Consider the following 25,533-nt stretch of genomic DNA (forward strand, 5'->3'; position numbering starts at 1 on the left):
ATGCACACTCCTCTTTACCAAATACTGTTTTTCGAAATCCGCTTAGCGAGGCCGTTGACCATCACCAGCAAAATAAGGTTAACGACGGAATTGAACATTCCGACTGCCGTTGCGAAGCTGTAGTTCGCATTCAAGAGACCAACCTTGTACACATAAGTTGCGATAACCTCCGACGAAGCCCGGTTCAGGTCGTTTTGCAGCAAATAGACCTTCTCGAAGCTGAGCGCCATGACGTTGCCCACTGTGAGAATAAGAATGACAACAAGCGTCGGCATGATGCTGGGCAGGTCGATGTTGCGAATTTTTTGAAGCCGTGAAGCGCCGTCCACTCTGGCAGCCTCGTAGAGCGACGGATCAACACCGGCCAATGCGGCAAGATAAATGACCGACGAGTAGCCCGCCATTTGCCATAAATCCGTCCATACATAGATGGACCGGAACATCGACGGCTCACCGAGGAAGTTGACCGAATCGAAACCTAAGCTATTCAATAAAATGTTAATGAAGCCCAGCCGCGGCGACAGAAACAGCATAATAATCGATACCATAACGACCGTAGAGATGAAATACGGTGCGAATGTGACCATTTGTACGACCTTTTTGAACTTTCTGCTCCTTACCTCATTGAGCATCAGAGCAAGAATAATCGGAAGCGGAAACACGACAGCCAGCAAATATAGGCTGAGCAGCAACGTATTGCTTAACAGATCCCAAAAAACCGGATTGTTGAAAAACAATTCGAAGTGCTTGAAGCCGACCCACTCGCTTCCCCAAATTCCCTTCGTTACGTTGTAATCTTTAAATGCCAGCACCATGTTTGCCATGGGATAGTATTTAAAGATAGCGAAAAACACCATTGGCGGTATCAGAATTAAATACAGCTGCCAATGCTTCTTGAAGCTTTTTACTGCCCCTATCTTTCTTGTTGAGGCCTCCACGTCCATTCCTCCTTGTTGATCGCCTCTCGTAATGACAGCGCTTTCTATATCGTCATATTAGTGGTCTGACAGCCTGTGAGAAAGGTACAATTGGGCAATTTGGCGTACATTTCTCCCCATTTGTACGGTGCAAATGTCCGCCGGAAAGGGCATTTATCGGGGGTATTGCCGGGGAAGCGCGTCCTTACAGGCATACAGAAAAGGCGTGCCGGTTCGGCACGCCTTCTTCATCACTCCGTCTGCTGTTCAATTCAGCGCTTCATTTCCGATTTGCTTCCCTGCCATCATACGCTTTTTGCATAATAGCGACATAACGTTCCGACCCCACCTGCTTCAAGCCGGCCAAATAATTGTCCCACTCCCGGTCAAGATCCATGTCGCCGGTAATGAAACGGAGTGCATATTGATCAATATAATGCTTCAAGTTGGCTTGCAGCGAGCTGGCCTCATCCGCATCCTTCGTATCGATCCACACCTCCCATAACGGATACAGCTCATCTGGCTCCTTGCCTTCATAAAGCTGCGTCGCTTCATAAAGCCTGCGCTCGTATCCGTCCGATGCATAGATATCTTCTCCCTGCACCCAGCTGTCCCTATACTCCCTTGGCATATAAAAATGTCCCATGCCGAACCAGCCTGTATTCCGCGCCGGTTCCCCTTCCGCTTGCGGAATTCTGGCGAATTCAGGCGTAACGTTGCTGCCTAGCCCCTTTTCTCCGGCGACCGGCCGTCTCCAGTCGATACCTTCCTTGCCGACCTCGGCTAACGCCTGTCCTTCCGGCGTATACATATAATCGATCATCTTAATCAGCGCGATTTGCGCTTCCCGGCTGGCATGATTCGTAATGACAAATTTCGCCCCCGGCGAAATGCCGCCCTGGATATAGACGGCATTCTGAGCATGCGGACCGATAAGCGGCGGCACCGGATTATACGCCTTACTTCTCGGATTATCGGCATCTACCTTGACGAATATGTCAGGATGCATAGCCGCTCCCGCGCCAAGAACGGCTTCCTCTGAAGAGTTCCCAATCGATTTGAACGCGTCTGCACTTTGCGTGAATGCCCCCGGATCGATCAGTCCCTCGTCAAATAAAGACTTGATATAGCGCAAGCCCTCCCGCCATTCCTCCTTATCCGCGACTAAGCCGGCCTTGCCGCCATGCAGCGTCAGATACGTTCTGTCATCATCGTAAATAAAGCCGTTCATCAGCACAGGAATGACCCTAACGCCAAATTCCTCGATCGAACCGCTGAGCGGCACCTCATCCTGCAAGCCGTTGCCATTAGGATCGCCGTTCTTGAACGCCCGCAGCACTTCTCTGAACTGCTCAGTTGTCTCTGGCATCTGCAGATGAAGCCGGTCCAGCCATTCTGTATTGATCCATAGCTTATTCGGATAAGAGCAGTGAAAGCACTCGCTATAGCTGACAAGACCGTAAATATTGCCGTCAGGCGCCACTGAATATGCCCGAAGCTGGGCATTATTCTCCAGCGCTTCTTTAATATGAGGCGCATATTGATCAATCAGCTCATTAAGCGGCACAAATACGCCCTGTTGACCATAGCGGAGCACATCCAACTGGGAAAATTGATCGACATATGCTGTCAGAATGTAAGCATCCGGATATTTGCCGCTGGCAAGCGAGATTTGCCGCTTTTCTTTGGCGCCTTCGGAGGAAACCGCTTCCCACCCAAAATCAACATTGAATTTCTGCTCCAGATGTTTGGAGAATTCATTGGTTTTTAAATCCTGCCCGTTATTCTGATGCGCAAATACCCGGATTTTAACGGGCTGCTGCTTCGTTTCGCCTTGCCCTTCGACGGAATTATATTTGTATTCTCCGCTGCAAGCGACGAGCAGCAAACTCGTCAATATCAGCATCACTGCCAGACGCGCGCACGCCGCCGCTTCTTTCCTCTCCATCGCTATCCCTCCGCAGATTGTCTATAGGAGCTAGGCGGAACGCCCGTTACCCGTTTGAAGGCTCGTCGGAACGAATGCGAGCTGCTATAGCCCACTTTTTCCGATATTTCCTCCATCGTCAGGTCGCTTTCACGCAATAAAACTTCAGCATTTTCCATTCTGACCTTCTCCAAATATTCGGAGAGATTCGTGCCGGTTACCTCTTTGAAAATTTGGGAAATGTATTTCCACGGCCTGCCGACCTGTTCTGCGACCCGGTAAAGCGTAAGCTCGGAGTCGGAATACGATTCCTTAATGTATGCTTTAATGCTGTCGACCAGCTTGGCATGGCCATCGTTCTTTTTGCTGGTAATCATACCGCATAATGCCGCCATTACTTCATTCAGTTCCTCGTGAATTTGTTCGATGGCAGACGATTCCTGAATTTCGATAATCCGGTTTTTGACCGGTTCAAACAGTTCTGATTCTTGAAAAGCCTTCTGGTTGAGCAGCTTGAGGAAGGTGCCCTTTATTTCTCCGATCCACTGATGCTTCATCTCCACCGAGAGCTCGCGGTCAACCGTATTCTGATCGATAATGGATTGGAAAATTCTTAATGCAGCTTCGATCTCCCCTGCTCTAACCGTCCGGATCAGACGCGTCTCAACATCCAGCGGATAATAGTAGGTAGTACTGTCCATCCGGGTTTCGTCAAACCATACAAGATCCTTCTTATTCGTATGCATAGCATATTCCAGCGTCTGCTTCGCCTGGTCAAAGGACTGGCTGATCTCCAGCTCATTGGCAAAAAAGTCGCCCATAGCTACCGTAACCGAAATCCGGTACTCCTGGAAGGCATGCTCCGAAATATGCTTCATCGTATTCGCAATTTCCTCCCGGCCGAGCTGCTTTGCCATATCCGCCTCCTGGAAGGCGAATACGAATACAATTTTGTCCGACCACATGTCGGTCATGGGGATGGGGCTGCCCGAATCCATTAACGACTGTTTGAGCAGCAATCTTGCTACACTAAGCTCATTGAGAATCTCTATGCTTTCCATACCGGAGGAATAGCCGTTAATTTGAATGATGCCAACATAGCCGGTGCTTCCGTTAAGTCCGGCATGCGATTGTACAGCTGCTGCGACAAGCTCTTCCCGGAGCTGAAAATCGCCTGCAATCAGACGCTTCAGAAAGGCGTCCCGAATAAGCGGCTGCTGTTCATGCAATTGAGATTCCAGCCGTTTATTATGGTTAAGCATCTCGGAAATGTTGCCGTGAAGGAAGTCATACTCGTTGCGGCCCGGCGTATTCTCGTGGCCAAACTGCTCCTTCATTATGCCGACCAGACGATCCATTGGCGCGCTGTTCCGATAAGAGAGCAGGAAACCGACGAATAATCCGACAAACAATGCCAGACCGGTTACCGTGAACGTAATGGACTTGATTTTGTTTGCATTTTCCAGCAATAGCTTTCTTGGAATGCCGGCCTGATATACCCAGTCATTCGTGTTGGAGGTAAGCGTAATGACAAGATCATCCCCGTAAAACTGGCTAACCTTGCCCATATCATAGCGCTTATCCGATACGAGCTTCTTAACCTCGTCCTCTTCGATGCCCTGCAAGCCAATCGTCCGGTCCTGCGCATCCGCGATCCGCGCCCAGCCGCCATAACGTTCCGTTAATCCGGAAAGCAGACTCGTAATCGTCTTTTGATCAATAATAACGACAACTATGGCGGGAGAAGCTTTGCTGAAGCTGTCTAGCGGAAGCGATTGCATATAGGTGATGACTGACGTTTCTGCCCCTTTATTGACAAACTTGCTGAGCGGCTTAATTTCACTTCGGTGCGTCGAATCCAGCACCTCTTTCTTCCATTGATCAAAGGTAAGATCTTTATAATGAAAGCTTGCGTAATAATGCTCCGGGCGGTAATAGGCCGAGCCAGGGGTTAGAACGACATTATAATTAGTCAGGTAAATGAAGAAATTTTGCAGAAAATCATTCGTTTGACCAAAGGTCAAAACATCCTTCATCATTTTCCAGATGCCGTACACATTCGTTTTATCCGACGAGTTTACTTCATTCATTAATATCCCTAAATCCTGGTTTATGGCCATCTGTCTCGTAAAGCCTTCAACCTCAGCCATTCTCCGCTCCAATATTTCTTGGCTTTTCTGAATTTGGGTCACACTATTCTCAATCGCCAGCGACTGGGTAACGGATATCGAGGTTTGATAGGACATATAGCCGGCAATGCTCGGGATGATCAGGATAATAATATAAGAGACCAGAAATCTTCTGAATACTCTGGAATGTTTTGGCAAGATATTGATCTCTCCCCTTCTGAAAAAGAACATTATGAGAGCGCTATCATAACCGATTATTGCTATTTCTGCAATAGCATTCAGCAATAAATACGTGTGCGTATCCAGAACGATATAGACAGCAACAAAGCCCGAATCGTTACGCCGGCATACGATCAGGCTGAACAGTTATAGTGTACAATCCGGTAATAATAGTGCTTTCTAACGGTTAATATTACCGGATTGTACCTGTCGGCATAAGGTACACTTTGGCATTTGGACGTACCATTTTCCTGTAATGCCTTACCGTCGGTCCATTTTGTACGGCCATCCCAAAGAAAAAAACAGCTATCCTCCTGCTTTAGGAAAATCGCTGTTTGAATAACAATAATTATTCCAGATCAAGCATCGCCTCGGAAGCGGCCAGTCCAAGATAATAGCACATGAGCGGTGCCAGCAGCAGCTGTGACAAAGGCTCGTCCTTGGCAATAGACTGGCTGATAACAGAAGGCTGCTGTCCCCACAAATAAAGCGGCACTTCCCGCTCCTCCGGTTCCGTTCCGCCGTGCATGCCGGCAGCGTTCATTCCGTGATCAGAAGTTACGACGATGCTGTACCCTTGCGACTGCCAAAGCGGAACCAGTGTCGCCAGTATGCCGTCTGCTGTCCGCACGGCTGCCTCGTATCCTTTGCCCTCGCCGCCATGCTTATGCCCTGCATCATCAATGTTCATGGAGTGCACATACAGAAAATTAGGATCATACGCTGTCCGCAAATACTCAGCGTCCGCAAACAGATGGCTGTCCGGGTAATGATCCTCGAAATAGAATGCGCCGTGTTGAATCGGCTTGCTCTCGTCATGCTGATGACGATCGGTTACGGGATTGAACGGCGCCGAATTGTACAATTCGCTAACCCAGTGGTAAGCAGCGGCCGCCGTAGTCAGCCCTGCTTGGCTTGCCAGGTGGAACACGCTCTGCTCGTAGCTTAGCCTCGCGATATGGTTGGCCGTAATGCCGTTTCTTGCCGCCGGCGTACCTGTCAGCAGCACCTCGTACAATGGGCGGGACAGACTCGGAAGCTCGGAGCGCACCCGGTAGCACTGCACTTCGCCTTGCTCCACTAGATGCTCCATATAGCCCAAATATTTGCGTGCCGAATCATAACGAAGTCCATCCAATACAACAACGATCAGCTTATTATTCTGATTTGTCATTCCGTTCCCTCCTATTGTTTCGCTTCAATCCATTGCAGATGATAGTTGCGCAGCATTTGCCCCCATTCTCTCGGGGGTGCAACGTTGCTGACGATCGCATGTACCCTTTGCAGAGGTAAAATTTCCATAAACGCTTCTTTGTTCAGCTTGGAATCATCGGCCAGCACGATCGTCTGATTGGCCGCTTCTATCATTTGTCTCGACATGGCGACCTCGCCTAAGTCATAATCGCTAATGCCCCGCTTTAAGGAAATGCCGCCTACCGAGATAAACGCCTTATCGACACGGAACTGGGCCATCACGCTTTCACCAACCGTCCCCGTAATGGATTGCTGCTCAGGATTAAGCTCGCCTCCAATCACGATAATCTTGCCGGTGAACCTTCCGTCGTTCAGCGCCTCCATTAGATGATAAGCGGCGGCTAAAGAATTGGTCAATACGGTCAACCGCTCCCGTCCGGAAATCGCCTTAACCAGCTCAAGCGTCGTCGTCCCTACATCAATCGCGATGGTATCCCCGGATTCGATTAATTGAGCCGCCGCTTGCCCGATTCTTTCTTTCTCGCTCGCTTGCACTTTCTGGCGCTGCAAGTATGGCGATTCGAAATTGGATTGCTTAATGAGCACCGCTCCGCCATACACGCGTTTAGCCAGTCCCTCCCGTTCAAGAACGAGAAGATCACGGCGAACCGTTTCCTCGGAGATGGTTAAACGCGACGACAGTTCGGGCACCTTGACTTGCCCTTCAAGCTTTAATTGCTCCTTGATGATTCGTTTGCGTTCTTCCGAAGAGATCGACATTCCTTCAAGCTCCTTCCTTCTCAAGCGGCAGCAGCTGCGAGCGGTCAAAGGCCAGGCTGATACCGCCGCCTTCCGCTTGCCGAAGCGGACGCCCGTCATTCAGCGCATCAATCGTTAATTTGACATCGGCGGCATTCACCGCATAGCGGATAATGCTGCCTAGAATGGAGATGGATTCGATGCTGCCATCAACAATTTGCTTGCCGGCATTTAGGGCGCTCTGGCGGTCTTCTCCGCCAAGCAGAGCGACAGACTCCGGACGAATCGCAAAACTGTCGGCCTGACTGTCAACCTGCCCGAACAGTCGCAATGCCTCAGGCTTCGTAAGGACATTGTAGCTCCCCATGAAACGGGCGACAAACTCTGTTTTCGGCCTCGTATACAGCTCCTCCGGACTGCCCTCCTGCACGATGCTGCCCTTGTTCATCAGGCATACCCGGTCAGACACGATGAAGGCTTCCTCTTGGTCATGCGTGACGAATATCGTCGTCATCTGAAACCGCTTCTGAATTTCCCGGATTTCAGTCCGCAAGCTTTTACGGATTTTGGCATCCAAGGCGCTGAGCGGCTCATCGAGCAGAAGAACTTTAGGCTGAACAGCAAGCGACCGGGCAAGCGCTACACGCTGCTGCTGGCCTCCGGACAGCTGTTGAGGATATGCGTTCCGTTTGTCTTCCATATCGATCACCGCCAGCAGTTCCTCAGAGCGCTTGCGTCTCTCTTCCTTGGAGGCCCCCCTCATTTTCATCCCGTATTGAATATTTTCGCTGACGGTCATATTAGGGAACAAGCCGTAGGATTGAAACACCATGCCAATCTCCCGGCTGCGGGGAGGCACGTTCACGATATCTTTGTTGTCCAGTATAATTTTCCCGCCGTCAATGTCGGCAAGACCTGCGATGCAGCGAAGCAGCGTACTTTTGCCGCAGCCAGAGGGACCAAGCAGGGTGACCAGTTCTCCCTCGCGAATTTGCAAATTAATATGATTCAATACATTCGTATGCCCGAATTGCTTGCGAATGGCCTGCAGCTCCAAATAAGCACTCATCCTTGCATCCCCCTGTTCATTTTCTGAGTAAGCTTCATTAGAATCAAAGACAGCGCGAGAATAAACACAAAATAAGAAATGACGATGGCGCTGGCCAAATGCCCGCTCTCGCCCAGCCTTTGATACAAGTAAATTTGAATCGTATGAATATGTCCGCCTACCAGCATGTTCGTTAATACAAACTCGCCGAACAGCACCGAGAACGACAATAAAGTCGAGATCATGACCCCCGGCCAAATGTTGGGCAGCACGACGTTCGCAAATGCCCTCATCCGGCTGGCGCCAAGCAGTTCGGCAGAATTCAGAAGATCCACTGCCGACACAGTAAGCAGACTGTTTCGGATTCCTTGATACATATAAGGCAGGATGACGATAAAATAAGCGCCGATCAAAATGTACGGTGTTCCCGCAATCGAAACCGGTCCCGAAGAGTATGCGCGAATGAGTCCCACCGCTGCTACAACACCAGGCACGGCATATGGGAGAACGACGACCCCTTTCATGAACGTCTCCCACTTGGGCAGATAGACTGTAATTATAAATACGGCTGGCAGCATAACCGCGAGGCTAAGCGCCACGCTGATGGCGCATAGATACAGAGAAGTCCACAATGCATCAATAAAGCGGGCGTCATTGAACATTTGGCTGAACCATTCCAGCGTCCATCGCTCAGGCAGTACAGTCGCCTGCCATTCCTTCGCGAAAGCATAGATGAGCGTTGCGAGCAAAGGAATAAGCAAATAGAACATGAGCGCTACCATCAGCGAACGGTTTACCCAGCCGGCTTTCTTCGCTTTTCCGATCATGACAGTTCCTCCTTCGCCGAAGCCGGTGCAGCAGGCCGCAGCCAATTGCGGCGCTTGCGTACAGTTACTGGTTCCGATGACGGAGCAGCATTAAATTTGCTGGAACGCTGCGTCATTTTATGATTCAAATAAACGGCCAACAGTGTAGAAGCTGCCAGCACGACTGCCAGTACATTGCCCAGCTGCGGCTGATTGATGACGTTGCCCGCGACGAGCGAGCCGATCCGGACAGCAAGCAAATTGTAATTGCCGCCGACAAGCGCATAGGCCGTCGCATAAGCGCCCATTGCATTCGCGAACAGGATGCCCAGTGTGCCGAAGATCGCCGGTGTCAGCACCGGAAGGCCAATCGTAGACCAAAACTTCCATCTTCCCGCTCCCAGCAGCTCAGCCGCTTCCCTCCACTGCTCGCGAATGCCGAAGAAGGAAGGATACAGCAGCAGCAGAGCCAGCGGTACTTGAAAATACACATAGACAAGGATGAGGCCGGACCAGCTGAACAAATTAAAGCTTTCGAATACATCCCAGCCCCATTGCTTGAACAGCAGCGTAAATACGCCATTGCTTCCAAGCAGAATAATATAAGCAAAGGCTAACGGAACGCCTGCAAAATTCGAAGTCATGTTGGAAATCGTAAGCAGCAGATCACGTATTTTGGGTGAAAATCGCGTAATGGAGTAAGCGCAGATCAGCCCTATAACAATCGCAATCGCACTCGACAAGATAGAAATAAGTAAGCTGTTGGTGATGGCTTTCAAATAATAAGAGCTTTGCAAAACCTTCGCATAAAAGCCAAACGTAATACCGGGACCATTCTCCCGTGCGACACTGCCCGTCAGCATAGACAGAATAGGCGCGATTTGAAATGCGGCGATCATGAAGATAAAGGGAATGAGGCCGGCATAGATCCATCGGTTCCTTCGTTTCATTGAAGTGCTCCTTCCAGATAAAAGGACGCCGTCGGCTGAAGACGACGACGCCCCATGTTAGGCTATAATTAGTTCATGTGTACGAGTACGCGTTCTTGCCAAAGCTGCGGAATCGTTTTTGCCGTAGCTTCCCATACTTTGTAGTCTCCTACAGGCTTAACGTTGGCATAAGCTTCAGTTGGCAGCAATTTAGCTGCAACGTCATCCGGCAGCTTCACGCTTTCGCGGATTGGTCTTGCATAGCCTTTAGCCAAGTTGATTTGACCTTCATCGCTCAAAATGTACTCGCGAGTCAGTTTTGCCGCGTTTGGATGCGGAGCGTATTTGTTAATGATCGTAGCATAGCCGCTTACTACGCTGCCCTCTTTCGGGATAGCAACGTTGAATTTGTCTTTGCCAAGCTGATCGCTATAGTTCAAAGCGTTGAAGTCCCACAGCAAAGTCACTTCAACTTCGCCTTTTTCGATATTCGCCAAGCTTGCTTCCGCATTGGACAAACGGCCTTTTTTAGCCAAGTCTTCGAAATACGCAATGCCTGGCTCGATGTTGGATTCGTCGCCGCCAAATGCGATAGCAGCAGCCAGTACAGCCATTTGTGCCTGTGCGGCTTTCGTTACGTCGCCTACAATAATTTTGTAGTTGCCGTTCTTAAGATCTTCCCAGCTTTGCGGCGGGTTTTGAACGAGCTTTGTGTTCGTCAGGAACGAAATCGAGCCTTGGTAGCCTACAACCCAGTGGCCGTCATTGTCTTTCGCCCAGCTTGGGATCTCTTCCCAGTAGGATGTTTTATAAGGCTGTGTTACCCCTTTTTCTGCAGCAACAGGTCCGAATGCGATACCCACATCGCCGATATCCGCCGTAGGCTTGTCCTTCTCAGCTTCAAACTTGGCAATTTCCTCTGCGCTCGACATGTCGGTATCCGTATGCGTCAAGCTGTATTTGGACTGCATGTCCGCCCAAGTATCCTTCCAGTTCGCCCAGGAATCCGGCATGCCGACACTGACGACAGATCCTTCTGTTTTGGCTTTCGCTTCAATATCCGATATGGATAAGTTTTCCGAACCCGTACTGCCTTCGTTGACGGCTGTCTCTTTATTCGAGCCTCCCCCGCATGCAGCTAGCGTTGCAACAAATACAGCTAGAACAAGTCCAACAGCTATCTCTTTCTTGAACCAAGGTTTCATGATCTCTCATTCACTCCCATGTGGATTATTGTGGGTTTCACGCTCATTCTTGTTGTTTTCACCCTACTTCGAGTATAGGTAGCGTTTATTTTCCCAAGGTCATCCGAAGTGAATAGATTTGTTAAAAAATTAATGCGATCATGTAAAGGCGCAAAAAAACACGCCGTTTTGGCGTGCCGGAATTTTAGCGGAAGCGATTCAAGTTTTGCTGCTTAATAGGCGGTTTAGAGCCGGATAGAGTCGCGGCAAGGATTAGGGAGACAGTTGAGCCCTTATCCTTCAACCGTATCATCAAAATGTAAAAATACATGTGGATGCGCTCCAAAAGGGCCAATATCGCCATCAAAATGCAAAAGTGCATTTAAAATCGCTGAATATCGCCATTTCGAGGCGATTTCGGCCAATCAAACTGCACTTTTGCATTTTGAAGCCATGATTCGCCGAAAAACCGCCTGACAACCTGCACTTTTACATTTTGATGCGGTATCCCCTAATGAGTAGGTGGTTTGGGGCGATCGATATTGCCAGGGGGCCGGGGGCGCTCGTCAGTTCACAAGCTACCCTGGATCGCCGCTATAGTCCCGTGTATTTATCCATCAAGCGCTGTAGCTTGCTCCGGATAAGCGCAAGCAGCTCGGGCGGCTCACTTACGGAAGCACGTTCGCCAAGGCCGATAAAAAAATCGGCAAAAAAGTTCAGATCATCCTTCGGAATTTGGGATCGGATCCATCCGCTCCCATCCGGACGGACATGAACTTCCGTTTTTCGGCTAAATTCCGCCTCGCAAGGGGACACACCGTCTTTATGAAGCTCGACATAGAAGGGAAGATAATCGGCCTCGTTCCGCTCAGCTGAGGTCCAATTGCCCAGATGCATCTTCTCCAGTGCAACCGGTACAACATCCGGTCCGGCAAGCTCGGCCGCAGTAATCCGGTCGCAGCGGAACAAGCGCAGCTCCCCGCGAAGGAGACAATACGCCGGACAATACCAGAGTCCGCTTTCCGCGTAAATGCCGATGGGCTGGATCATTCGCTTCGTTCGGCCTTTCGAAGCTTCATACTCGATTGACAAGACGTGCTGGGATATCGCCGCTTCGAGCAGCAGCGTCAAATGAGGTGACTCAGCCGCACGGGAGGGTGTAAACAAATCAAACCGGTTTTTCATCTGATCGATCCGCTCGCGGGTGTCACCGGGCATATTCAAATAAAACTTGTTAAGCGCAGAAGTTGATTCTGCTTTAAACGGATGCACGGGATAATGCCGGAGCGCATGACTGGCGAAAAAAATCGCCACCGCTTCATTTTCGGTAAATGCAATCGGCGGGAGCGTCCGCTCATTTAACACTTGATAGCCCCCATGCAGGCCTACCTGCGAGTAAAGCGGCATGCCCAGCTCGCCTAGCTCCTGCAGATCGCGCAGAATCGTCCGTGACGATACGCCAAATTCCTCCGCAAGCTCTCTGACCGTAAACTTTCGTTTGCGGTTAATCGTCAGCATCAGCTCCAGCAGACGCTTGGACTTCGGCATCCGGTTTCCCTCCTCTCTGTCTTAGAAAAATCTCTTTCGGAAAATGTGACAATAGTTGTCACTATTTTAGTCTACAATGAAGGAGAACGTCCAGCCTATCCAATTATTTCATCAACAAAAGGAGCGAATATGATGCCAGCATTGCAACAAATGAAATCCACGCTTTACGACGAAATGGAGCTTATCGTCCGTACATCCGTAAATCTGCTGTCCAAAATCAAACAGGAGGACCTTGAGTTCCGTCCTCGCGAAAACATGCGTTCCTTACGGGAACTGGCCGAGCATTTGGCCGCTATTCCGGCTGTCGATCTCACTATTTTGCAGCAAAAAACAGAGGATGAGGTTCGGACGCTCGAAGCCGTGTATGCCGCTGAAGAGAAGGTTGATGCTCTAATCGCCCGGATGCAGGACGGTGTGAAAGCATTGCGAGATTATATGGACGGCTTGACGGATGATGAGTTTCTCCATTTGCAGACGAAACCGTTCTACCTTGATCATGCCGCTACGCAAGCCAAATGGCTGGTCGAAATCGTCACCCATCTTCAGCATCACCGCGGACAGCTGTTTACTTATCTGAAAATGCAGGGGTATGAAGTCAACATGTTCGATTTGTACTAATATCCGTAAAAAAACCACGCTTGGACATGCCATCCAAGCGTGGTTTGCCTTATAAGCTTAAACAATTAAAGCTCTTTAGCTGCGCCTTCATCCAGCAATACGGTCAGCCGCGGGTGAAGCTGCAGCAGCGAGGCCGGACATTGTGTCGTAACCGGACCATACAATGCTTTCTTCAGCACAGCCGCTTTATTTTCTCCACGTACGATGAGCAGAACCTGTCTGGCCCTCATAATTGGACCAAGACCCATCGTTACCGCATATTCTGGGACTTCCTCCAGCAGTTCGAAGTAACGGGAGTTAGCCGCCCTCGTCTCATCAGTCAGCTTAACGACATGAGTCTCGGCATACAGCTCCTCGCCCGGCTCATTAAAGCCGATATGACCGTTATGCCCGATTCCCAGCAGCTGCAAATCCAGCGGTCCCGCTTCCTCCAGCAAACGGTCGTAATCACGGGCTGCAGCCGATAGATCATCCGCTATGCCGCAAGGAATATACGCATGCTCAGAAGGCAGATCGATGCCGCTGAACAAATGCTTGCGCATATAAGTTTGATAACTTTGCTCATGACCGGGCGATAAACCCGCATATTCATCCAAGTTAAATACTTTGACCTGCCGGAAGCTGACCTGCGACTTCCGATGCCGGTCAACAAGCTGCTCATAGACACCGATCGGCGTCTCACCGGTCGCCAATCCCAGAACGGCGTCCGGCTTCGCCCGTACCAGATCTAAGATGAAATCGGCTGCATAAGCAGACAGCTCCTCATTGGAGGTGTACGTCAATATGTTCATACGCCTCTCCCCGCTTCCCGCCACTCGAACGCATTTGCCGGATTGCCAATCATCATGCTCGCAATCTGATTCTCGGTCACCCCGTATTGCCGCAATAAAGGCAGGAAGCTAACCGAAATAAAGTCTAATCCGATAGAACCGCCGTAGCTCTTCATCCGTTCGCGTGTCGTATCCAGACCTAGCAGCACCTGCCGCTCCAGTCCCCAATCCATCATCTGGCGGATCAGCTCCGCTTCTTCCTCGTCACCATGATATTTGTAGCGGGCAATCGTATCATACTCCAAATATACGCCAAGCTCCGCCAGTCTGCGGTGCCGCTCCGGATAGTCCAGCTTGCGGTCCAGATGGCATACGATAATCTGATCCGCCGGAACACCCTGCTCCATGTACATCCGTACAAGCTCATCGGCCTCATCATACGATTCGATATGGCACAGAATTGGAGCACCTGTCCTAATGGCCGCGGCGGCGGCTGCATTAAACCACCTTTTATTGGGATCATTCATCCGCTGCGCATCCATGGCCGTCTTAATGATGCCCGCCTTGGCGGCAATCGAATGAACCGGCTCGCCAAGATCCGTTCCCGTGTACATGCCTTCGGTCAACTCATGTACGAATACCTCTGTCAGCTGTTCCTCGCTATAGCGGTGAATCCAGTGATCGTCACGGTAAAAGATCAGCTTATGAAAGCCGGTGGAGGCGATGATGTGCATATCCGCATCGATGGATGCCTGCAGCAGCCAAGCCTCCATCCTTCCGCTGCCTAGCGGCTGAGCATCTACGACCGCCCGTCCTCCACAGCTGCGAAGGCTCAGCAGTTCCTCCAGCGTTTTCTCATAATCGTCCAGACAAAGCGCCGGGTTCAGCGTCGCCGGGTGCCCCTTGGCCAGAAACAGATGCTCATGGCTGTGGCAAAACCCAAGCTGCTGCTTGTCCACATTCCCCCGAACGGTGTGTATCGGCATATCCTGTCCCTCCCCTTCATTCATAGTCCTAATAAAAAAAGCTGTCCTTTGGCAGTCAACTGCACTGCACGCCGGACAGCACCTGCCTATAAATCAGCCCTTTACCGCGCCTGCAGTAAGACTGTTCGTTATTTGTTCCGTAAACAGCATGTACAGCAGCACGGACGGCAATGCAATAATCGTCATAACCGCAAACTGAGCGCCGTAGTTGGAAGCGTATTGCCCCGTAAATTGAATAAGCGAGAACGGCAGCGTCTTGAACGAATCACTGCGAATATAGGTGACTGCCATAATGAACTCATTCCATGTGCTCATGAAGGTAAGCACCGTTACAGAAGCGATAACTGGTTTGGAGATCGGGAAGATGATCCGGAATACGACGCCAAGCAGATTCAGTCCGTCGATTACGGCCGCTTCTTCGATCGCCCGCGGCGTCGTTTGCATGAAGCCCATGAAAATAAAGACGCTGATTGGAATCATAAAGGCAATATTCGGTAAAATCAAGGCCAAATACGTATCGATTAATTTCGTATTCGTAAATATGAAAAAATTCGGCAGCAACGTTGCGTATATTGGTACAATCATGCAGATCATGACCAGCCCCGCCAAATATTTATTCCATTTCCAGTCAATCCTTGCGATGACATAGCTGAGCATTAACGATACGACAACGGTTACAGCAATAACGACGACCGTGACGATGACGCTGTTCAGCAAATAGGCGGGGACATGACCGAAGTTGAATGCATCGGAATAGTTTTTCCATTGAAAAGGCTCCGGCCACTTCAGAATATAGCTGCCGAAGAAATCCCCGCTCTTCAGTAGCGAAAAGTTAAACATCCAAATCAACGGAAAGATTTGAGCCAGCGCCACGAGGGCCAATCCTGCGTAGAGAACGACTTTTACGATGAATTTACTCGTTGATGTCACCATTAGAACTCACCTACATCTTTCTTCAACAAGCGGTTCATTACGAGTGTAATGAGCAGGCAGAAGACGACAAACAGAACAGATATCGCGCTGCCGTAACCGAACAGTCCTTCACGGAACGCTTTCGAATGCAGATAAGTGGCCAAAAACTGCGTACTGTTGGCAGGCCCCCCGGCTGTCATTAAGAAAACCGTCTCCATTTGTTTAAACCCGGCAACGATTGCAAGCACGACATTAATGCGGATAACCGGCGACATGAGCGGAAGCACAATGCGTGTATTGAACTGCCAGCGGTTGGCCCCGTCTACAATGGCCGCTTCGTACAAATCGGAAGGAATACCCTTGATGCCCGCATAATAGAGCAGGTAAGCATAGCCGAAGCCTTGCCAGCTGGCTACAAATATAATGGAGAAAATCGCAATGGACGGGTCGCCCAGCCAATCCTGTCTCCAGGAAGCTAATCCGACTTGCCCCAATACCCGGTTAATCAGACCAAATTGAACCGATAAAATACTGACCCACATCTGCGACGTGACAAACGTGGAGATAATGGAAGGGATGAAGATGAGTACCCGCAGTATGCGCTCAAATTTCCCCGTATACGGCGTAATAATGGCCATGAACATCGCAAGCGGATGCTGCAGGAGAACGAATGCCAAGCCGAGAAAGACCGCATGCCGGAGCGATTTCCAAAATATAGGGTCATGAAAGATCAATTGTGTATAGTTGTCAAACCCTTGGAATTGGTAGTCGACGCCATCGTAATTGGTGAAGCTGAGGTACAGGGCAACCAGAATAGGCAGCAGGATCAGCCCGAGAATGAACAGCAGCCCCGGTGTAATCAGCACGGCGATATTCCGTTTGTCCATCCATAGTTTATTCATATCCGTCACTTCCATTTCTCTCTGCAAAAATGGAGCAAAACTATCGATCCCGCTTTGCTCCATGGGTGCTGTTGATTAATTTTAAGGATTCAATTCTTTATGCGATTTATCGGCAATCGCATCGATCGCTTCGGCGAACTTCTCAGGCGTCGTCTTGAGCGCCAGCAGCTCCGTGATGGAATCCAGGTATCCTTTGGATGTTGAAGCAGAAAGACGGTCCTGGGAGTTCGCGCCGCTAATTTCATCGGCAGACTTCAAGATTTGCGTCAAATCCTTCTGCAGCTGCGTTTCATTGCCCGTTGCGAACTCATCATAGGCTTGTGCCGGGAACGTAATGCCGTTTTGCCATACTGTTCTTGCCCAGTTTTCTTTCTTGAACAGCCAGATTGCGAATTTTTTCGCTTCGTCGGTATTTTTCGTCGTGCTGGCTACGCTGTAGCCGCCGCCAAACCAAGCGAGCAGATCTGTTGTCGGGCTTTTGCCGTCATCGGAAGCCGGGTATGGAATCGCAATCATATTGTCGCGCACTTCTTGCGGGAAGTTCGCATCCGTGGACAGACCCATTTCCCATTGTCCCATCAGGTACATAGCCGCTTTGCCTTGGCCGAACAGGTTGCGCGCCGCACCGTAATCGAGATTGAGGAAGCCGTCGCCGAACACGCCGCTTTTCACCATATCCTGCAGCTTTTGCGCAGATGCGATAACGGCCGGATCGTTAAACGAGCCTGTGCGGTCAATCGCTTTGTGGTAAACGTCGAATCCGCCGGATTGACGGGATACAACGGCGTCGAACAGCAGGGCCAGCGGCCAAGCATCTCTTCCGTCGAGCGCCATCGGAACGATATCCGTGCCTTTCAGCTTCTCAGCGATTTTGAACAGGTCGGATTCCGTTTTTGGCGGCTCCAGACCTTTGTCGGCTAACACCTTTTTGTTGACATAAACGACAAGGAAGTCCGTATTTTTTGGAATGCCGTAAATTTTGCCATCCATCGTGAAGGAATCAAATGCAGCGTCGATAAAGCCCTGGCCGGCAAAATCCTCTTTCGTGAAGGCCACCAGCGATTTATTCTTAACAAACGGGCTGAGGTAACGCGCGCCGCCCCACATCATCGTCACATCGGGAAGATCGCCCGATACGTTGTAAATTTTCAGCTTATCTTGAAATTGCGGATCGGGAGAAAGCGTTTCCACAGTAATCTTTACGTTAGGGTTCTCTTGCATGTACTGGTCGATCAGCAATTGCTCCGCTTTGCCCTGGCCTCCGGTGCGATCCGGATTGTTGCTGAAAAACTTGATTTCAACCTTTTGACCGGAATCCGGCTTTTTCTCTGTATTTGCCGTGTTGGCTGGCTTCGCTCCGTCGTTAGATGCCGGCTTTTCAGCGTTTCCGCCGCAAGCGGTAACGACGGCTGTAAACACCAGAATTGCAGATAGCGTAGTAAGTAACTTTTTCAAAAGAACCCTCCTCTTAATATCTTTCATCAGCGCTGTAGCTTCATTATAAATGAGGCTAATTGAAGGGATAACCTATGATTCTTCGGTAAAGCTGTATGTTTATTAGAAGCCGTTCTGTTTTTTGTACTGGGAAGGCAGCATACCGGTCCATTTCTTAAAAAAGCGGACAAAATGCGCTTCATCGTAATAGCCGACCTGCTTGGCTACCGTGTACACTTTGCCCTGCTCCTGCTTGAAAAGCTGCTTGGCCTTCTCGATCCGGTACTGGTGCAAATAATCGAGAAAGTTAATTCCCATTTCATGGCGGAACAGCGTCGACAGATGGGATTGCGATATAAAAACATCCTCTGCGATTGATTTCAGCGTCAGGTTCGTCATATATTTCTCTTCGATCATATTCAAGACATGCTGAATCGTCTTATGCGGCAGCTTCTTCATACGGCGGAACTCAACGAACCTCTGGATTACTACGGTTAGCAGCGTAGACAGCTCTTCGAACGTTTCCTGCCGCTGCACCTGAACCGCGAAATTTTCCAGCTGCTCGACCGCCTCCTTGGCCTGTTCCCCATTTGCCGCTTTAATTTCCATGATCAAAGTGTTAATAAACGAATAAGAATGCAAATGGATGCGCTGGATCGACAGCTCCTGCTCCTTGAACGCATTCAGCCACTCTTCTACTTCAATAACGAAATCAGAGTAATTGCTCGCCTCCAGCGACTCACGGATACGCAGCTCGAAATCGGCGAAATCCTCCTTGAACTTCGTCCTGCGGCCTGCTTCGGGTTCGGATGGCCCGGTCTCCGACGCCATGAACACACCCTGACCGCCATGAAAAAAACGCCGGGACAACGCCTCCTCCGCCTCCCGGTACGAAACATGCAGCTCGTTCAGGGAATGCGCCCCGCCGACGCCGATGCTGATGCTTACTTTCAAAAATTGCGATAAATTGCGCTGAATCGGCTCAAGGCCGTGATGGAAGTGCTCCAGTTCCAGCTTCATGCCGTCCGGAACGTTGGCAATCAAGACAAACTGCTCCTCCAGCGTCAGCAGCTCATGATGCCCGGAGAACCGGTCGCCAATCGTCTCCTCCATAATATTGGAAGCCGCATAACGAAGCAGCGGAAGATCCTCCTCCGTGTAAGATAGAGCATTAATCGCCTTCTTATCGAACCGGAATACGATAACGAGCGCTGGCTTATCTGCGAGGAGCTGAATGTCATATTCCTTAATCTCAGCCGCCATCTTCCCGGAATCAAGAGGCTTGGCGGCACGAAGCCATTTCATCAGCCGATCCTCCTTGATCGCCCGGACGTTCGCATTCCACTGCCGCTCCAAACGGTCTACCTGCTGATGCTGGCTTCTGGCATAGATGATTTTCAGCTTGGCCCGCATAATGGCTTCCCGCACCTGCTTCGGATTGCATGGCTTCAGAATGTAATCCAGCACGCCAAGCTTGATTGCCTGCTGCGCGTATTCGAATTCGCTGTAGCCGGTCAACAGAACCGGGACGAGCTCCCAGCCGCGCCGGGATACCTCCTCGATTAGCGCCAGGCCTGACATTTGCGGCATCCGAATATCCGACAGCAGAATGTCAGGCTGCTCCTGCTCCATCATCTCCAGCGCAATCCGGCCGTTGGAGGCCGTTCCCAGCACACGGATTCCTTCCGCCTCCCAATCAATCATCGTAAGAATTCCTTCGCGAAATGTCGCCTCATCTTCTGCAATCAGCAATTTAAGCATGCCGTTCATCCTTTCTTTGCATTCCTGTGCGGCTCCGGTCGATTTTTAATTTGACCGAAGTTCCAATGTTCAGCTTGCTGTTAATTTCGATGGCAGCATCATCCCCGAAGTAATTGCGCAGCCGCTCCTTCATATTAAACAAGGCGAACCCGTCGGTATGCTCAGGTGCATGTGAGCGCTGCTTCGCTTCAATGGCAGCTCGTATCGTCTCCAGCTTGTCCGGCGCGATGCCGATTCCGTTATCCGTAACCTCCATCACCAGTTCATTGTCAGTCTCATAGACAAAGAGATGGATAAAGCCTTGTCCCTCCATTGGCTCGATACCGTGAACGACTGCATTCTCCACAAGCGGCTGCAGCAGCAGCTTTGGTACGCGAATTTGCTGGAGATGAGGCTCCGCTTCAATCGAGAACGTCAGCTTGTCGCCAAAGCGGATTTGACTGAGAAACAAGTAATTTTCGACGATCGCCAGCTCTTTTTCAATCGTGATGATATCGGCGCCCTGACTTAAATTAAAGCGGAAAAACACCGATAACCGCTGGATCATATCCGCCGTTTTGTCTGCGCCTTCGCGATAGGACATCCATGTGATGGAATTGAGCGTATTGTATAGGAAATGCGGATTGATCTGCGATTGCAGCATGCGCAGCTCCGCTTCCTTTTGCGATAAGTCCGATTCGTACACGTCTTGAATCAGCTCTTTGATTTTTGTCACCATAATGTTGTAGCCATGGCCTAATTGTCCGATCTCATCGCGCAACTCCATATCGACATACTGGCTGAAGTCGCCGGATTGCAGCTCGCGCATCGATTTCAGCAGCCGCTTGAGCGGATTAAGGAACAGCTTGGCAATGACCCAGCTTAGCGGGACGTTGATGAGAATAATCATGAATACGAAGCCAAGCGTCAGCCAGCGGATTTTGTTCAGCTGCTGCAGCTCCTCGATTCTCGGCTGAATGACGAGCACATGCCAGCCGGTCGCCGAGGATGAAGCATGTGAGATGAGCCATTGCTTGTCGTGCTTGGACCAGTCCACCTGATCCAGCGGCATTTGATTATAATAGGGCAGCTCGGTAAAAGCATGTCCGCTCCAGATGCCGTCCGAATCCGACATAATGGTACCGTATTCATTCATGACGACAATTTCGACGTTATCGCGCTTCGGACCAAATGACTTACGGAAGTCCGCCTCCGTCATGCCGATGATCATCAGCCCTTCCTGCACTAACGTTTCGGGATTGACGAGTACTTTGCTGTAAAATACTTTTTTGCGCGCATCGCCGATAAACAGCTTGAGCGGGTCTTCTTCTACGCCCCAAGCTCCTTTGATGACGTTGTCTATTGTATGTTCATAGATTTCACTTTTTTTATATTCGTCATAGCCGATAATTTCATTATTGTTCAGGCTGTTGAATTTAATGGTCGGAAAGTTGTCCGAGAAGATGAGCAGTGACTGAAAAAACTGCCGCGTGCTGAGCAGCCGGTTGATCATCGAATTGACCACCTGCGCGGAATTGTAGCTGGCATCCGGCGACAGCACATCATGCAGTTCTGAGGAGAGCGAAAGATAGCTATACGTGTCATATATATCTTTGGCCAAGTAATCCAGATGAGTGATCGTTTGTGAGGCAATGTTGTCTTGGGCTTGAGCGATTTTCTCCAGCACCTGATTGGAAGCGGTCGTGTAAGAGACGTAACCGATGCTGGCAGCCGTGAAGACGAGCATTGGCATGAACCACAGCTGGATTTTGAAGCGGATCGGAAGCTCCAGGTAGAAGTTTTTAATTTTGGCCAGCATGTCGCTTCCTCCCTTATGCCTATTTACGTATAAGCTTACTCCGCAAATCAGATTCTGAAAAGATAGACAGCCCGATTCCTGGGAGGAACCGGGCTTCTCATTATTAATCTGGTGCAGGACTAGCCTGCAGCTGTAGGGGCAGGATTACCAGGAATAGGATTCCGGCGCCGGGCCGCCCGGTCCTGGAAACAGCTCATCAAGCCGCTGCAGGGTGGAAGCATCAAGCTGGATTTGGGTGGCACGCAGCGTATCACGCAGCTGTTCAACTGTGCGAGGTCCAATAATCGGGCCGGTCAATGCCGGATTGGCCAGCACCCAAGCGAGAGCGACATTGGCTTCCTTTTCTCCCAGCTCACGGCATAATGCGGAGAAGCCTTCCAGACTTGCGCGGTGCTTCTCGATAACGGCTGCCTGCTGCGCAGTGCGGTTGCTGATGTTCTTGTTCAGCGCATTGCCGCCAAGCACGCCTCCGGCCAGCGGACTCCAAGCGACGACGCCAAGACCAAGGTCCTGCGCTGCTGGAAGCACTTCGAGCTCCGGTGTCCGGTTCAGCAGACTGTATATGTGCTGCTCCACGACGAGCCCCATAAACTTGCGTTCCTTGGCTGCAGCCTGCGCCTTGACGAGATGCCAGCCGGCAAAATTGCTGGAGCCGATATAATCGGCCTTGCCTTGACGGACAACACCCTCCAGCGCTTCCCACAGCTCATCCCATCCTGTGCGCCAATCGATATGGTGCATGAAATAAAGCTCAACATGATCGGTTTGCAGACGGCGAAGCGAGCCTTCGAGATGACGGCGGATTTTGTAAAGCGACAACCCCTTTTCATCATTTGGCCCGTCCAGCGGATCGGACATTTTCTCATACGCCTTCGTCGCGAGAATTGTCCGTTCGCGGCGGTTGCCGCCCTGTGCCAGCCAGCGGCCGACGATGCGTTCCGTCGTTCCCGCATTTTCACCCCAGCCGTAGATGTTCGCCGTATCGAAAAAGTTAATGCCGGCGTCCAGCGCCTCGTCCATAATACGGAACGCTTCCTTCTCGTCGGTCGATACGCCAAAGTTCATCGTACCGAGACAAAGCCGGCTAACCTTCATTCCCGTTCTTCCCAAGTAGCTGTATTGCATGGCCTTATCTCTCCTCCCATTTCGGATTGTCGACGATGACGGCTGCGCCATCCTGCTCGACGATCAGCTTACGGAAGCCTTTGCTCTCGATTGTCCCGTAATCATGGCCGGAATCGGCGCGATAGACAAAGAAAGTAACGAGCGGTACCGAGCCCGTATTGATGCTGCGGTGAGCATAGCGCGGCGGTACGTATACCGCTTGCCCTGGAGCGAATCGCTCGGCCTGCCATTCGCCCTCGGGATTTTCCATCAGCATATAGCCCTCCCCGCTTAAGCAGTAGTACACCTCGGGGGTGTCCAATATGGTATGAAAATGACCTTTCGTCATGTAATATTCGCGGCCGACTTTGCCAGGATGTACGATGCTCGTTCCGAAGAGCAGCTCGTTTGGCGATTCCGGCATCGACAGCTCGTAAAATTCATAGACGAGCGGATCGCCCGATGCAACCAGCTCCGCCAACGCCTCGGCGTTCTCGTACATGCCGGCCATTTTGGACAACAGCCGTTTCGTCGGTTCGTAATCTTGTGATGCTCCGTTCAGCAAATCGAAATACGCGGAAAAAGGGACCGTGCTCATTAATGAATCGCTCCATTCATGTTGAATTGTATCGGTATCAGCGCAAGGTTCCGGCGATGCGCTCCAGTTCTGCAAAGGTGTCGGCTGTAATATCGAGGTGGAATACCTCTTGAATCACCTGTGTCCAGCCGTGAATGAAATAAATCCAGCCGTCCTCCACATACAAGCGGCGATCGTCCTTCTGACGGTTCGCTTGATGCAAGTAGTCCAGCGCGCCCCGGTAATTCAGCTCCCATACGAGACTATCCTGAGGAAAAAGCGCAGCATCGGTAATCGGCGAGCCCGGCTGGTCTTTGCCAAGGCCGGTCGCATTAACGATGAGCGAATGCGGCTTAATAGATGCCATTACTTCGTCGTTGGCGCTCGCTTGCGGGGTCAAATGATAGGCAGCCGGCACGTCCGGCGCAATCTCGTTCATGATGCGTTCAATTTCATCCAGCCGGTGCTGGCTGCGGTTCGTCACGATCAGCTTGCTTGGCCGTCCCGCCCGCTGCTTATCCAGCAAATAGGCAGAGATGGCAATCGCGCTGCCGCCCGCCCCCATGACGAGCAGCTCGCCGTTATGCTCTTGCCAGTAACTCTCGGTCACGAAAGCCTCCAAAGCCAGACCGCTGGAAATCGGATCCTTCGCATAGCCCTCCAGCTTGCCATCCTTTTTAGAAATGCAGGAGAGCTCGCCAAACATCGTCGCATAAGGGTCCAAGTAATCGAATAAATCTTTGGCCGCGTGATACAGGTCGATCTTATGAGTCGTCACGAGCGCACCAAGTGATTGCTCATCCTCCTTAATGAATTGCACGGCCTGTCTATACAGGGCCGGGTCGGCATGAATGCCGATATCAATACCACGAATAACTGCGTCCTTCAGTCCCAGCGCTGCCGCCCAAAGCGGAAACAGCTTCATAATGGAAGATTGCGTCGTCGTCACGCCGATAAAATATAAGGTAGGCTGCTCAGCCTTTTGCAAATTAAGCATGGAGTTGCTCCTTTCAAGCTGTCCGTTCATTTCTAGCCCTTCTGTTCGTCCGCTTCATGCCTTCCGTTCAGAAGGGGCAGAACTCAGCATATCAAGCAGATTTTGTGTGGATAGAGTCGCCATTCTTGCAACGGCTTCTTGTGTGAAAGCTCCTGTGTGCGAAGTGAGCAGAAACCGGTCAAGCTGCAGCAGCGGGTGTCCCGCTTCCGGCGGCTCGACAGAGAACACATCCTGCGCCGCTCCGGCAATGCCGCCGCTTATTAATGCCTCATACAGCGCATCTTCATCGACCAGCTCTCCCCGCGACGTATTGATGAGAAGAGCAGAAGGCTTCATTCGCGCCAGCGTCTCCCCATTAATCAGATGCTTCGTTTGCGGCGTGTACGGAAGGTGAAGCGAGACGACATCAGATTGTTCCAGCAGGAGGTCCAGCTCATGCATCCGGCCTATGCCGTTCGCTTCCAGAAACGATTCATCCCGCAGAAACGGATCATAGATAACGGGCTGCATGCCTATGCCTTTCGCCCGGAGCGCAACCTCGCGGCCAATCTGCCCGCCGCCGATTACGCCAATCATTTTACCCGTCAGCTCAATGCCCATGGAACGCTCCCAATGTCCTTGCTTGACGGATGACACAATATGCGGAATGTTTCTCGCTAATGCAAACAACAGTCCGATCGCATGCTCGGCAACAGAAATATGATTGGAGCCCGCTGCGTTGCGAAGCTGAATGCCGAGTTCCCCCGCTTTGTCCTGGTCAATGTTGTCCATGCCCATGCCGTATTTGGAGACGGCGCGCAAATCTTTGCACTGCGCCAGCACTTCGGCGGGCAGCGGGTCGACGCCAATAATGATGCCAACCACGCCTTCACGAGCCTGTTCCGCGATCTCCGCTCCGGTCATCGTGCGGCCCAGGTTGTTCTCAATGATGTCATAGCCTTGCGCGGTAATGAGCGGGTAGACGGAAGCTTTATAATTCGCGAATGATTTTGGCGTAATTAGCACTTTCGGCAT

At 50.8% G+C, this 25,533-nt stretch carries 22 protein-coding genes; 1 reads left to right on the forward strand and 21 read right to left on the reverse strand.

Features of this window, described 5'->3' with window-relative positions:
* Positions 1 to 14 precede the first annotated feature (14 nt).
* The 10 genes from ACFVVF_RS08705 to ACFVVF_RS08750 form a co-directional block, all read right to left on the reverse strand.
* Positions 15 to 944, reverse strand: coding sequence for an ABC transporter permease (locus ACFVVF_RS08705; protein ID WP_387807228.1), 930 nt, complete (start codon positions 942 to 944; stop codon positions 15 to 17).
* Between the two features lie 253 nt (positions 945 to 1,197).
* Complete coding sequence (locus tag ACFVVF_RS08710; RefSeq protein ID WP_387807231.1) at positions 1,198 to 2,865, reverse strand: extracellular solute-binding protein; 1,668 nt, start codon at positions 2,863 to 2,865, stop codon at positions 1,198 to 1,200.
* A 2-nt stretch (positions 2,866 to 2,867) separates the two neighbouring features.
* On the reverse strand, positions 2,868 to 5,171 hold the full coding sequence (locus tag ACFVVF_RS08715) for a helix-turn-helix transcriptional regulator (protein WP_387807233.1): 2,304 nt from the start codon (positions 5,169 to 5,171) through the stop codon (positions 2,868 to 2,870).
* 370 nt (positions 5,172 to 5,541) lie between these two features.
* Positions 5,542 to 6,366: an alkaline phosphatase family protein gene (locus ACFVVF_RS08720; RefSeq protein ID WP_387807236.1), complete on the reverse strand. Its 825-nt coding sequence runs from the start codon at positions 6,364 to 6,366 to the stop codon at positions 5,542 to 5,544.
* An 11-nt stretch (positions 6,367 to 6,377) separates the two neighbouring features.
* Positions 6,378 to 7,166 carry a DeoR/GlpR family DNA-binding transcription regulator gene (locus tag ACFVVF_RS08725; RefSeq protein WP_387807237.1) on the reverse strand — a complete coding sequence of 263 codons (789 nt, stop codon included), beginning with the start codon at positions 7,164 to 7,166 and terminating at the stop codon, positions 6,378 to 6,380.
* Positions 7,167 to 7,170: 4 nt separating this feature from the next.
* A complete protein-coding gene (locus ACFVVF_RS08730; protein WP_387807239.1) occupies positions 7,171 to 8,214 on the reverse strand; it encodes an ABC transporter ATP-binding protein in 1,044 nt (347 codons plus the stop codon).
* Entirely contained in the window at positions 8,211 to 9,020 is an 810-nt protein-coding gene (locus ACFVVF_RS08735) for an ABC transporter permease (RefSeq protein WP_387807242.1), read from the reverse strand. Before ACFVVF_RS08735 ends, ACFVVF_RS08730 begins: the two co-directional genes overlap by 4 nt.
* Positions 9,017 to 9,949, reverse strand: coding sequence for an ABC transporter permease (locus ACFVVF_RS08740; protein ID WP_387807245.1), 933 nt, complete (start codon positions 9,947 to 9,949; stop codon positions 9,017 to 9,019). The genes ACFVVF_RS08735 and ACFVVF_RS08740 overlap by 4 nt, the downstream gene beginning before the upstream one ends.
* A 68-nt stretch (positions 9,950 to 10,017) precedes the next feature.
* On the reverse strand, positions 10,018 to 11,133 hold the full coding sequence (locus tag ACFVVF_RS08745; RefSeq protein ID WP_387807248.1) for an ABC transporter substrate-binding protein: 1,116 nt from the start codon (positions 11,131 to 11,133) through the stop codon (positions 10,018 to 10,020).
* A 573-nt stretch (positions 11,134 to 11,706) separates the two neighbouring features.
* A complete protein-coding gene (locus ACFVVF_RS08750; RefSeq protein ID WP_387807251.1) occupies positions 11,707 to 12,660 on the reverse strand; it encodes a helix-turn-helix transcriptional regulator in 954 nt (317 codons plus the stop codon).
* A 129-nt stretch (positions 12,661 to 12,789) separates the two neighbouring features.
* On the opposite strand from ACFVVF_RS08750, the gene ACFVVF_RS08755 reads away from it, so the two are divergent.
* Positions 12,790 to 13,278 carry a DinB family protein gene (locus tag ACFVVF_RS08755; protein ID WP_387807254.1) on the forward strand — a complete coding sequence of 163 codons (489 nt, stop codon included), beginning with the start codon at positions 12,790 to 12,792 and terminating at the stop codon, positions 13,276 to 13,278.
* Positions 13,279 to 13,343: 65 nt separating this feature from the next.
* Here ACFVVF_RS08755 and nagB read toward each other — a convergent pair whose 3' ends face one another.
* The 11 genes from nagB to ACFVVF_RS08810 all read right to left on the reverse strand — a co-directional run bounded on the left by nagB (position 13,344) and on the right by ACFVVF_RS08810 (position 25,533).
* Positions 13,344 to 14,069, reverse strand: coding sequence for a glucosamine-6-phosphate deaminase (nagB, locus tag ACFVVF_RS08760; RefSeq protein WP_387807257.1), 726 nt, complete (start codon positions 14,067 to 14,069; stop codon positions 13,344 to 13,346).
* Positions 14,066 to 15,034, reverse strand: coding sequence for a phosphotriesterase family protein (locus ACFVVF_RS08765; RefSeq protein WP_387807260.1), 969 nt, complete (start codon positions 15,032 to 15,034; stop codon positions 14,066 to 14,068). The genes nagB and ACFVVF_RS08765 overlap by 4 nt, the downstream gene beginning before the upstream one ends.
* Positions 15,035 to 15,127: 93 nt before the next feature.
* Positions 15,128 to 15,967: a carbohydrate ABC transporter permease gene (locus tag ACFVVF_RS08770; protein WP_387807263.1), complete on the reverse strand. Its 840-nt coding sequence runs from the start codon at positions 15,965 to 15,967 to the stop codon at positions 15,128 to 15,130.
* A complete protein-coding gene (locus ACFVVF_RS08775) occupies positions 15,967 to 16,848 on the reverse strand; it encodes a carbohydrate ABC transporter permease (RefSeq protein ID WP_387807266.1) in 882 nt (293 codons plus the stop codon). The genes ACFVVF_RS08770 and ACFVVF_RS08775 overlap by 1 nt, the downstream gene beginning before the upstream one ends.
* Positions 16,849 to 16,929: 81 nt before the next feature.
* Positions 16,930 to 18,303, reverse strand: a complete 1,374-nt coding sequence (locus tag ACFVVF_RS08780; RefSeq protein ID WP_387807269.1) for an ABC transporter substrate-binding protein — start codon at positions 18,301 to 18,303, stop codon at positions 16,930 to 16,932.
* Positions 18,304 to 18,405: 102 nt separating this feature from the next.
* Positions 18,406 to 20,043: a response regulator transcription factor gene (locus ACFVVF_RS08785; RefSeq protein WP_387807271.1), complete on the reverse strand. Its 1,638-nt coding sequence runs from the start codon at positions 20,041 to 20,043 to the stop codon at positions 18,406 to 18,408.
* Positions 20,036 to 21,841 carry a sensor histidine kinase gene (locus tag ACFVVF_RS08790; protein WP_387807274.1) on the reverse strand — a complete coding sequence of 602 codons (1,806 nt, stop codon included), beginning with the start codon at positions 21,839 to 21,841 and terminating at the stop codon, positions 20,036 to 20,038. The genes ACFVVF_RS08785 and ACFVVF_RS08790 overlap by 8 nt, the downstream gene beginning before the upstream one ends.
* Before the next feature lie 144 nt (positions 21,842 to 21,985).
* The gene (locus tag ACFVVF_RS08795; protein WP_387807276.1) at positions 21,986 to 22,966 is read right to left on the reverse strand and encodes an aldo/keto reductase; all 981 of its coding nucleotides are present in this window, start codon (positions 22,964 to 22,966) and stop codon (positions 21,986 to 21,988) included.
* 4 nt (positions 22,967 to 22,970) lie between these two features.
* The gene (locus ACFVVF_RS08800; protein WP_387807279.1) at positions 22,971 to 23,543 is read right to left on the reverse strand and encodes a glucose-6-phosphate isomerase; all 573 of its coding nucleotides are present in this window, start codon (positions 23,541 to 23,543) and stop codon (positions 22,971 to 22,973) included.
* A gap of 37 nt (positions 23,544 to 23,580) precedes the next feature.
* Positions 23,581 to 24,519: a shikimate dehydrogenase family protein gene (locus ACFVVF_RS08805; protein WP_387807282.1), complete on the reverse strand. Its 939-nt coding sequence runs from the start codon at positions 24,517 to 24,519 to the stop codon at positions 23,581 to 23,583.
* A 54-nt stretch (positions 24,520 to 24,573) separates the two neighbouring features.
* Positions 24,574 to 25,533, reverse strand: coding sequence for a phosphoglycerate dehydrogenase (locus ACFVVF_RS08810; RefSeq protein ID WP_387807285.1), 960 nt, complete (start codon positions 25,531 to 25,533; stop codon positions 24,574 to 24,576).

The organism is Paenibacillus sp. NPDC058174 (assembly GCF_042883865.1).
In the GTDB taxonomy this organism is placed as follows: Bacteria; Bacillota; Bacilli; order Paenibacillales; family Paenibacillaceae; genus Pristimantibacillus.

What these genes read in the sequence shown, in the direction of transcription:
- ACFVVF_RS08705 (WP_387807228.1), bottom strand. Translation starts at nt 944, where the DNA reads ATGGACGTGGAGGCCTCAACAAGAAAGATAGGGGCAGTAAAAAGCTTC.
- ACFVVF_RS08710 (WP_387807231.1), bottom strand. Translation starts at nt 2,865, where the DNA reads ATGGAGAGGAAAGAAGCGGCGGCGTGCGCGCGTCTGGCAGTGATGCTG.
- ACFVVF_RS08720 (WP_387807236.1), bottom strand. Translation starts at nt 6,366, where the DNA reads ATGACAAATCAGAATAATAAGCTGATCGTTGTTGTATTGGATGGACTT.
- ACFVVF_RS08725 (WP_387807237.1), bottom strand. Translation starts at nt 7,166, where the DNA reads ATGTCGATCTCTTCGGAAGAACGCAAACGAATCATCAAGGAGCAATTA.
- ACFVVF_RS08730 (WP_387807239.1), bottom strand. Translation starts at nt 8,214, where the DNA reads ATGAGTGCTTATTTGGAGCTGCAGGCCATTCGCAAGCAATTCGGGCAT.
- ACFVVF_RS08735 (WP_387807242.1), bottom strand. Translation starts at nt 9,020, where the DNA reads ATGATCGGAAAAGCGAAGAAAGCCGGCTGGGTAAACCGTTCGCTGATG.
- ACFVVF_RS08740 (WP_387807245.1), bottom strand. Translation starts at nt 9,949, where the DNA reads ATGAAACGAAGGAACCGATGGATCTATGCCGGCCTCATTCCCTTTATC.
- ACFVVF_RS08745 (WP_387807248.1), bottom strand. Translation starts at nt 11,133, where the DNA reads ATGAAACCTTGGTTCAAGAAAGAGATAGCTGTTGGACTTGTTCTAGCT.
- ACFVVF_RS08750 (WP_387807251.1), bottom strand. Translation starts at nt 12,660, where the DNA reads ATGCCGAAGTCCAAGCGTCTGCTGGAGCTGATGCTGACGATTAACCGC.
- ACFVVF_RS08755 (WP_387807254.1), top strand. Translation starts at nt 12,790, where the DNA reads ATGATGCCAGCATTGCAACAAATGAAATCCACGCTTTACGACGAAATG.
- nagB (WP_387807257.1), bottom strand. Translation starts at nt 14,069, where the DNA reads ATGAACATATTGACGTACACCTCCAATGAGGAGCTGTCTGCTTATGCA.
- ACFVVF_RS08765 (WP_387807260.1), bottom strand. Translation starts at nt 15,034, where the DNA reads ATGCCGATACACACCGTTCGGGGGAATGTGGACAAGCAGCAGCTTGGG.
- ACFVVF_RS08770 (WP_387807263.1), bottom strand. Translation starts at nt 15,967, where the DNA reads ATGGTGACATCAACGAGTAAATTCATCGTAAAAGTCGTTCTCTACGCA.
- ACFVVF_RS08775 (WP_387807266.1), bottom strand. Translation starts at nt 16,848, where the DNA reads ATGAATAAACTATGGATGGACAAACGGAATATCGCCGTGCTGATTACA.
- ACFVVF_RS08785 (WP_387807271.1), bottom strand. Translation starts at nt 20,043, where the DNA reads ATGCTTAAATTGCTGATTGCAGAAGATGAGGCGACATTTCGCGAAGGA.
- ACFVVF_RS08790 (WP_387807274.1), bottom strand. Translation starts at nt 21,841, where the DNA reads ATGCTGGCCAAAATTAAAAACTTCTACCTGGAGCTTCCGATCCGCTTC.
- ACFVVF_RS08795 (WP_387807276.1), bottom strand. Translation starts at nt 22,966, where the DNA reads ATGCAATACAGCTACTTGGGAAGAACGGGAATGAAGGTTAGCCGGCTT.
- ACFVVF_RS08800 (WP_387807279.1), bottom strand. Translation starts at nt 23,543, where the DNA reads ATGAGCACGGTCCCTTTTTCCGCGTATTTCGATTTGCTGAACGGAGCA.
- ACFVVF_RS08805 (WP_387807282.1), bottom strand. Translation starts at nt 24,519, where the DNA reads ATGCTTAATTTGCAAAAGGCTGAGCAGCCTACCTTATATTTTATCGGC.
- ACFVVF_RS08810 (WP_387807285.1), bottom strand. Translation starts at nt 25,533, where the DNA reads ATGCCGAAAGTGCTAATTACGCCAAAATCATTCGCGAATTATAAAGCT.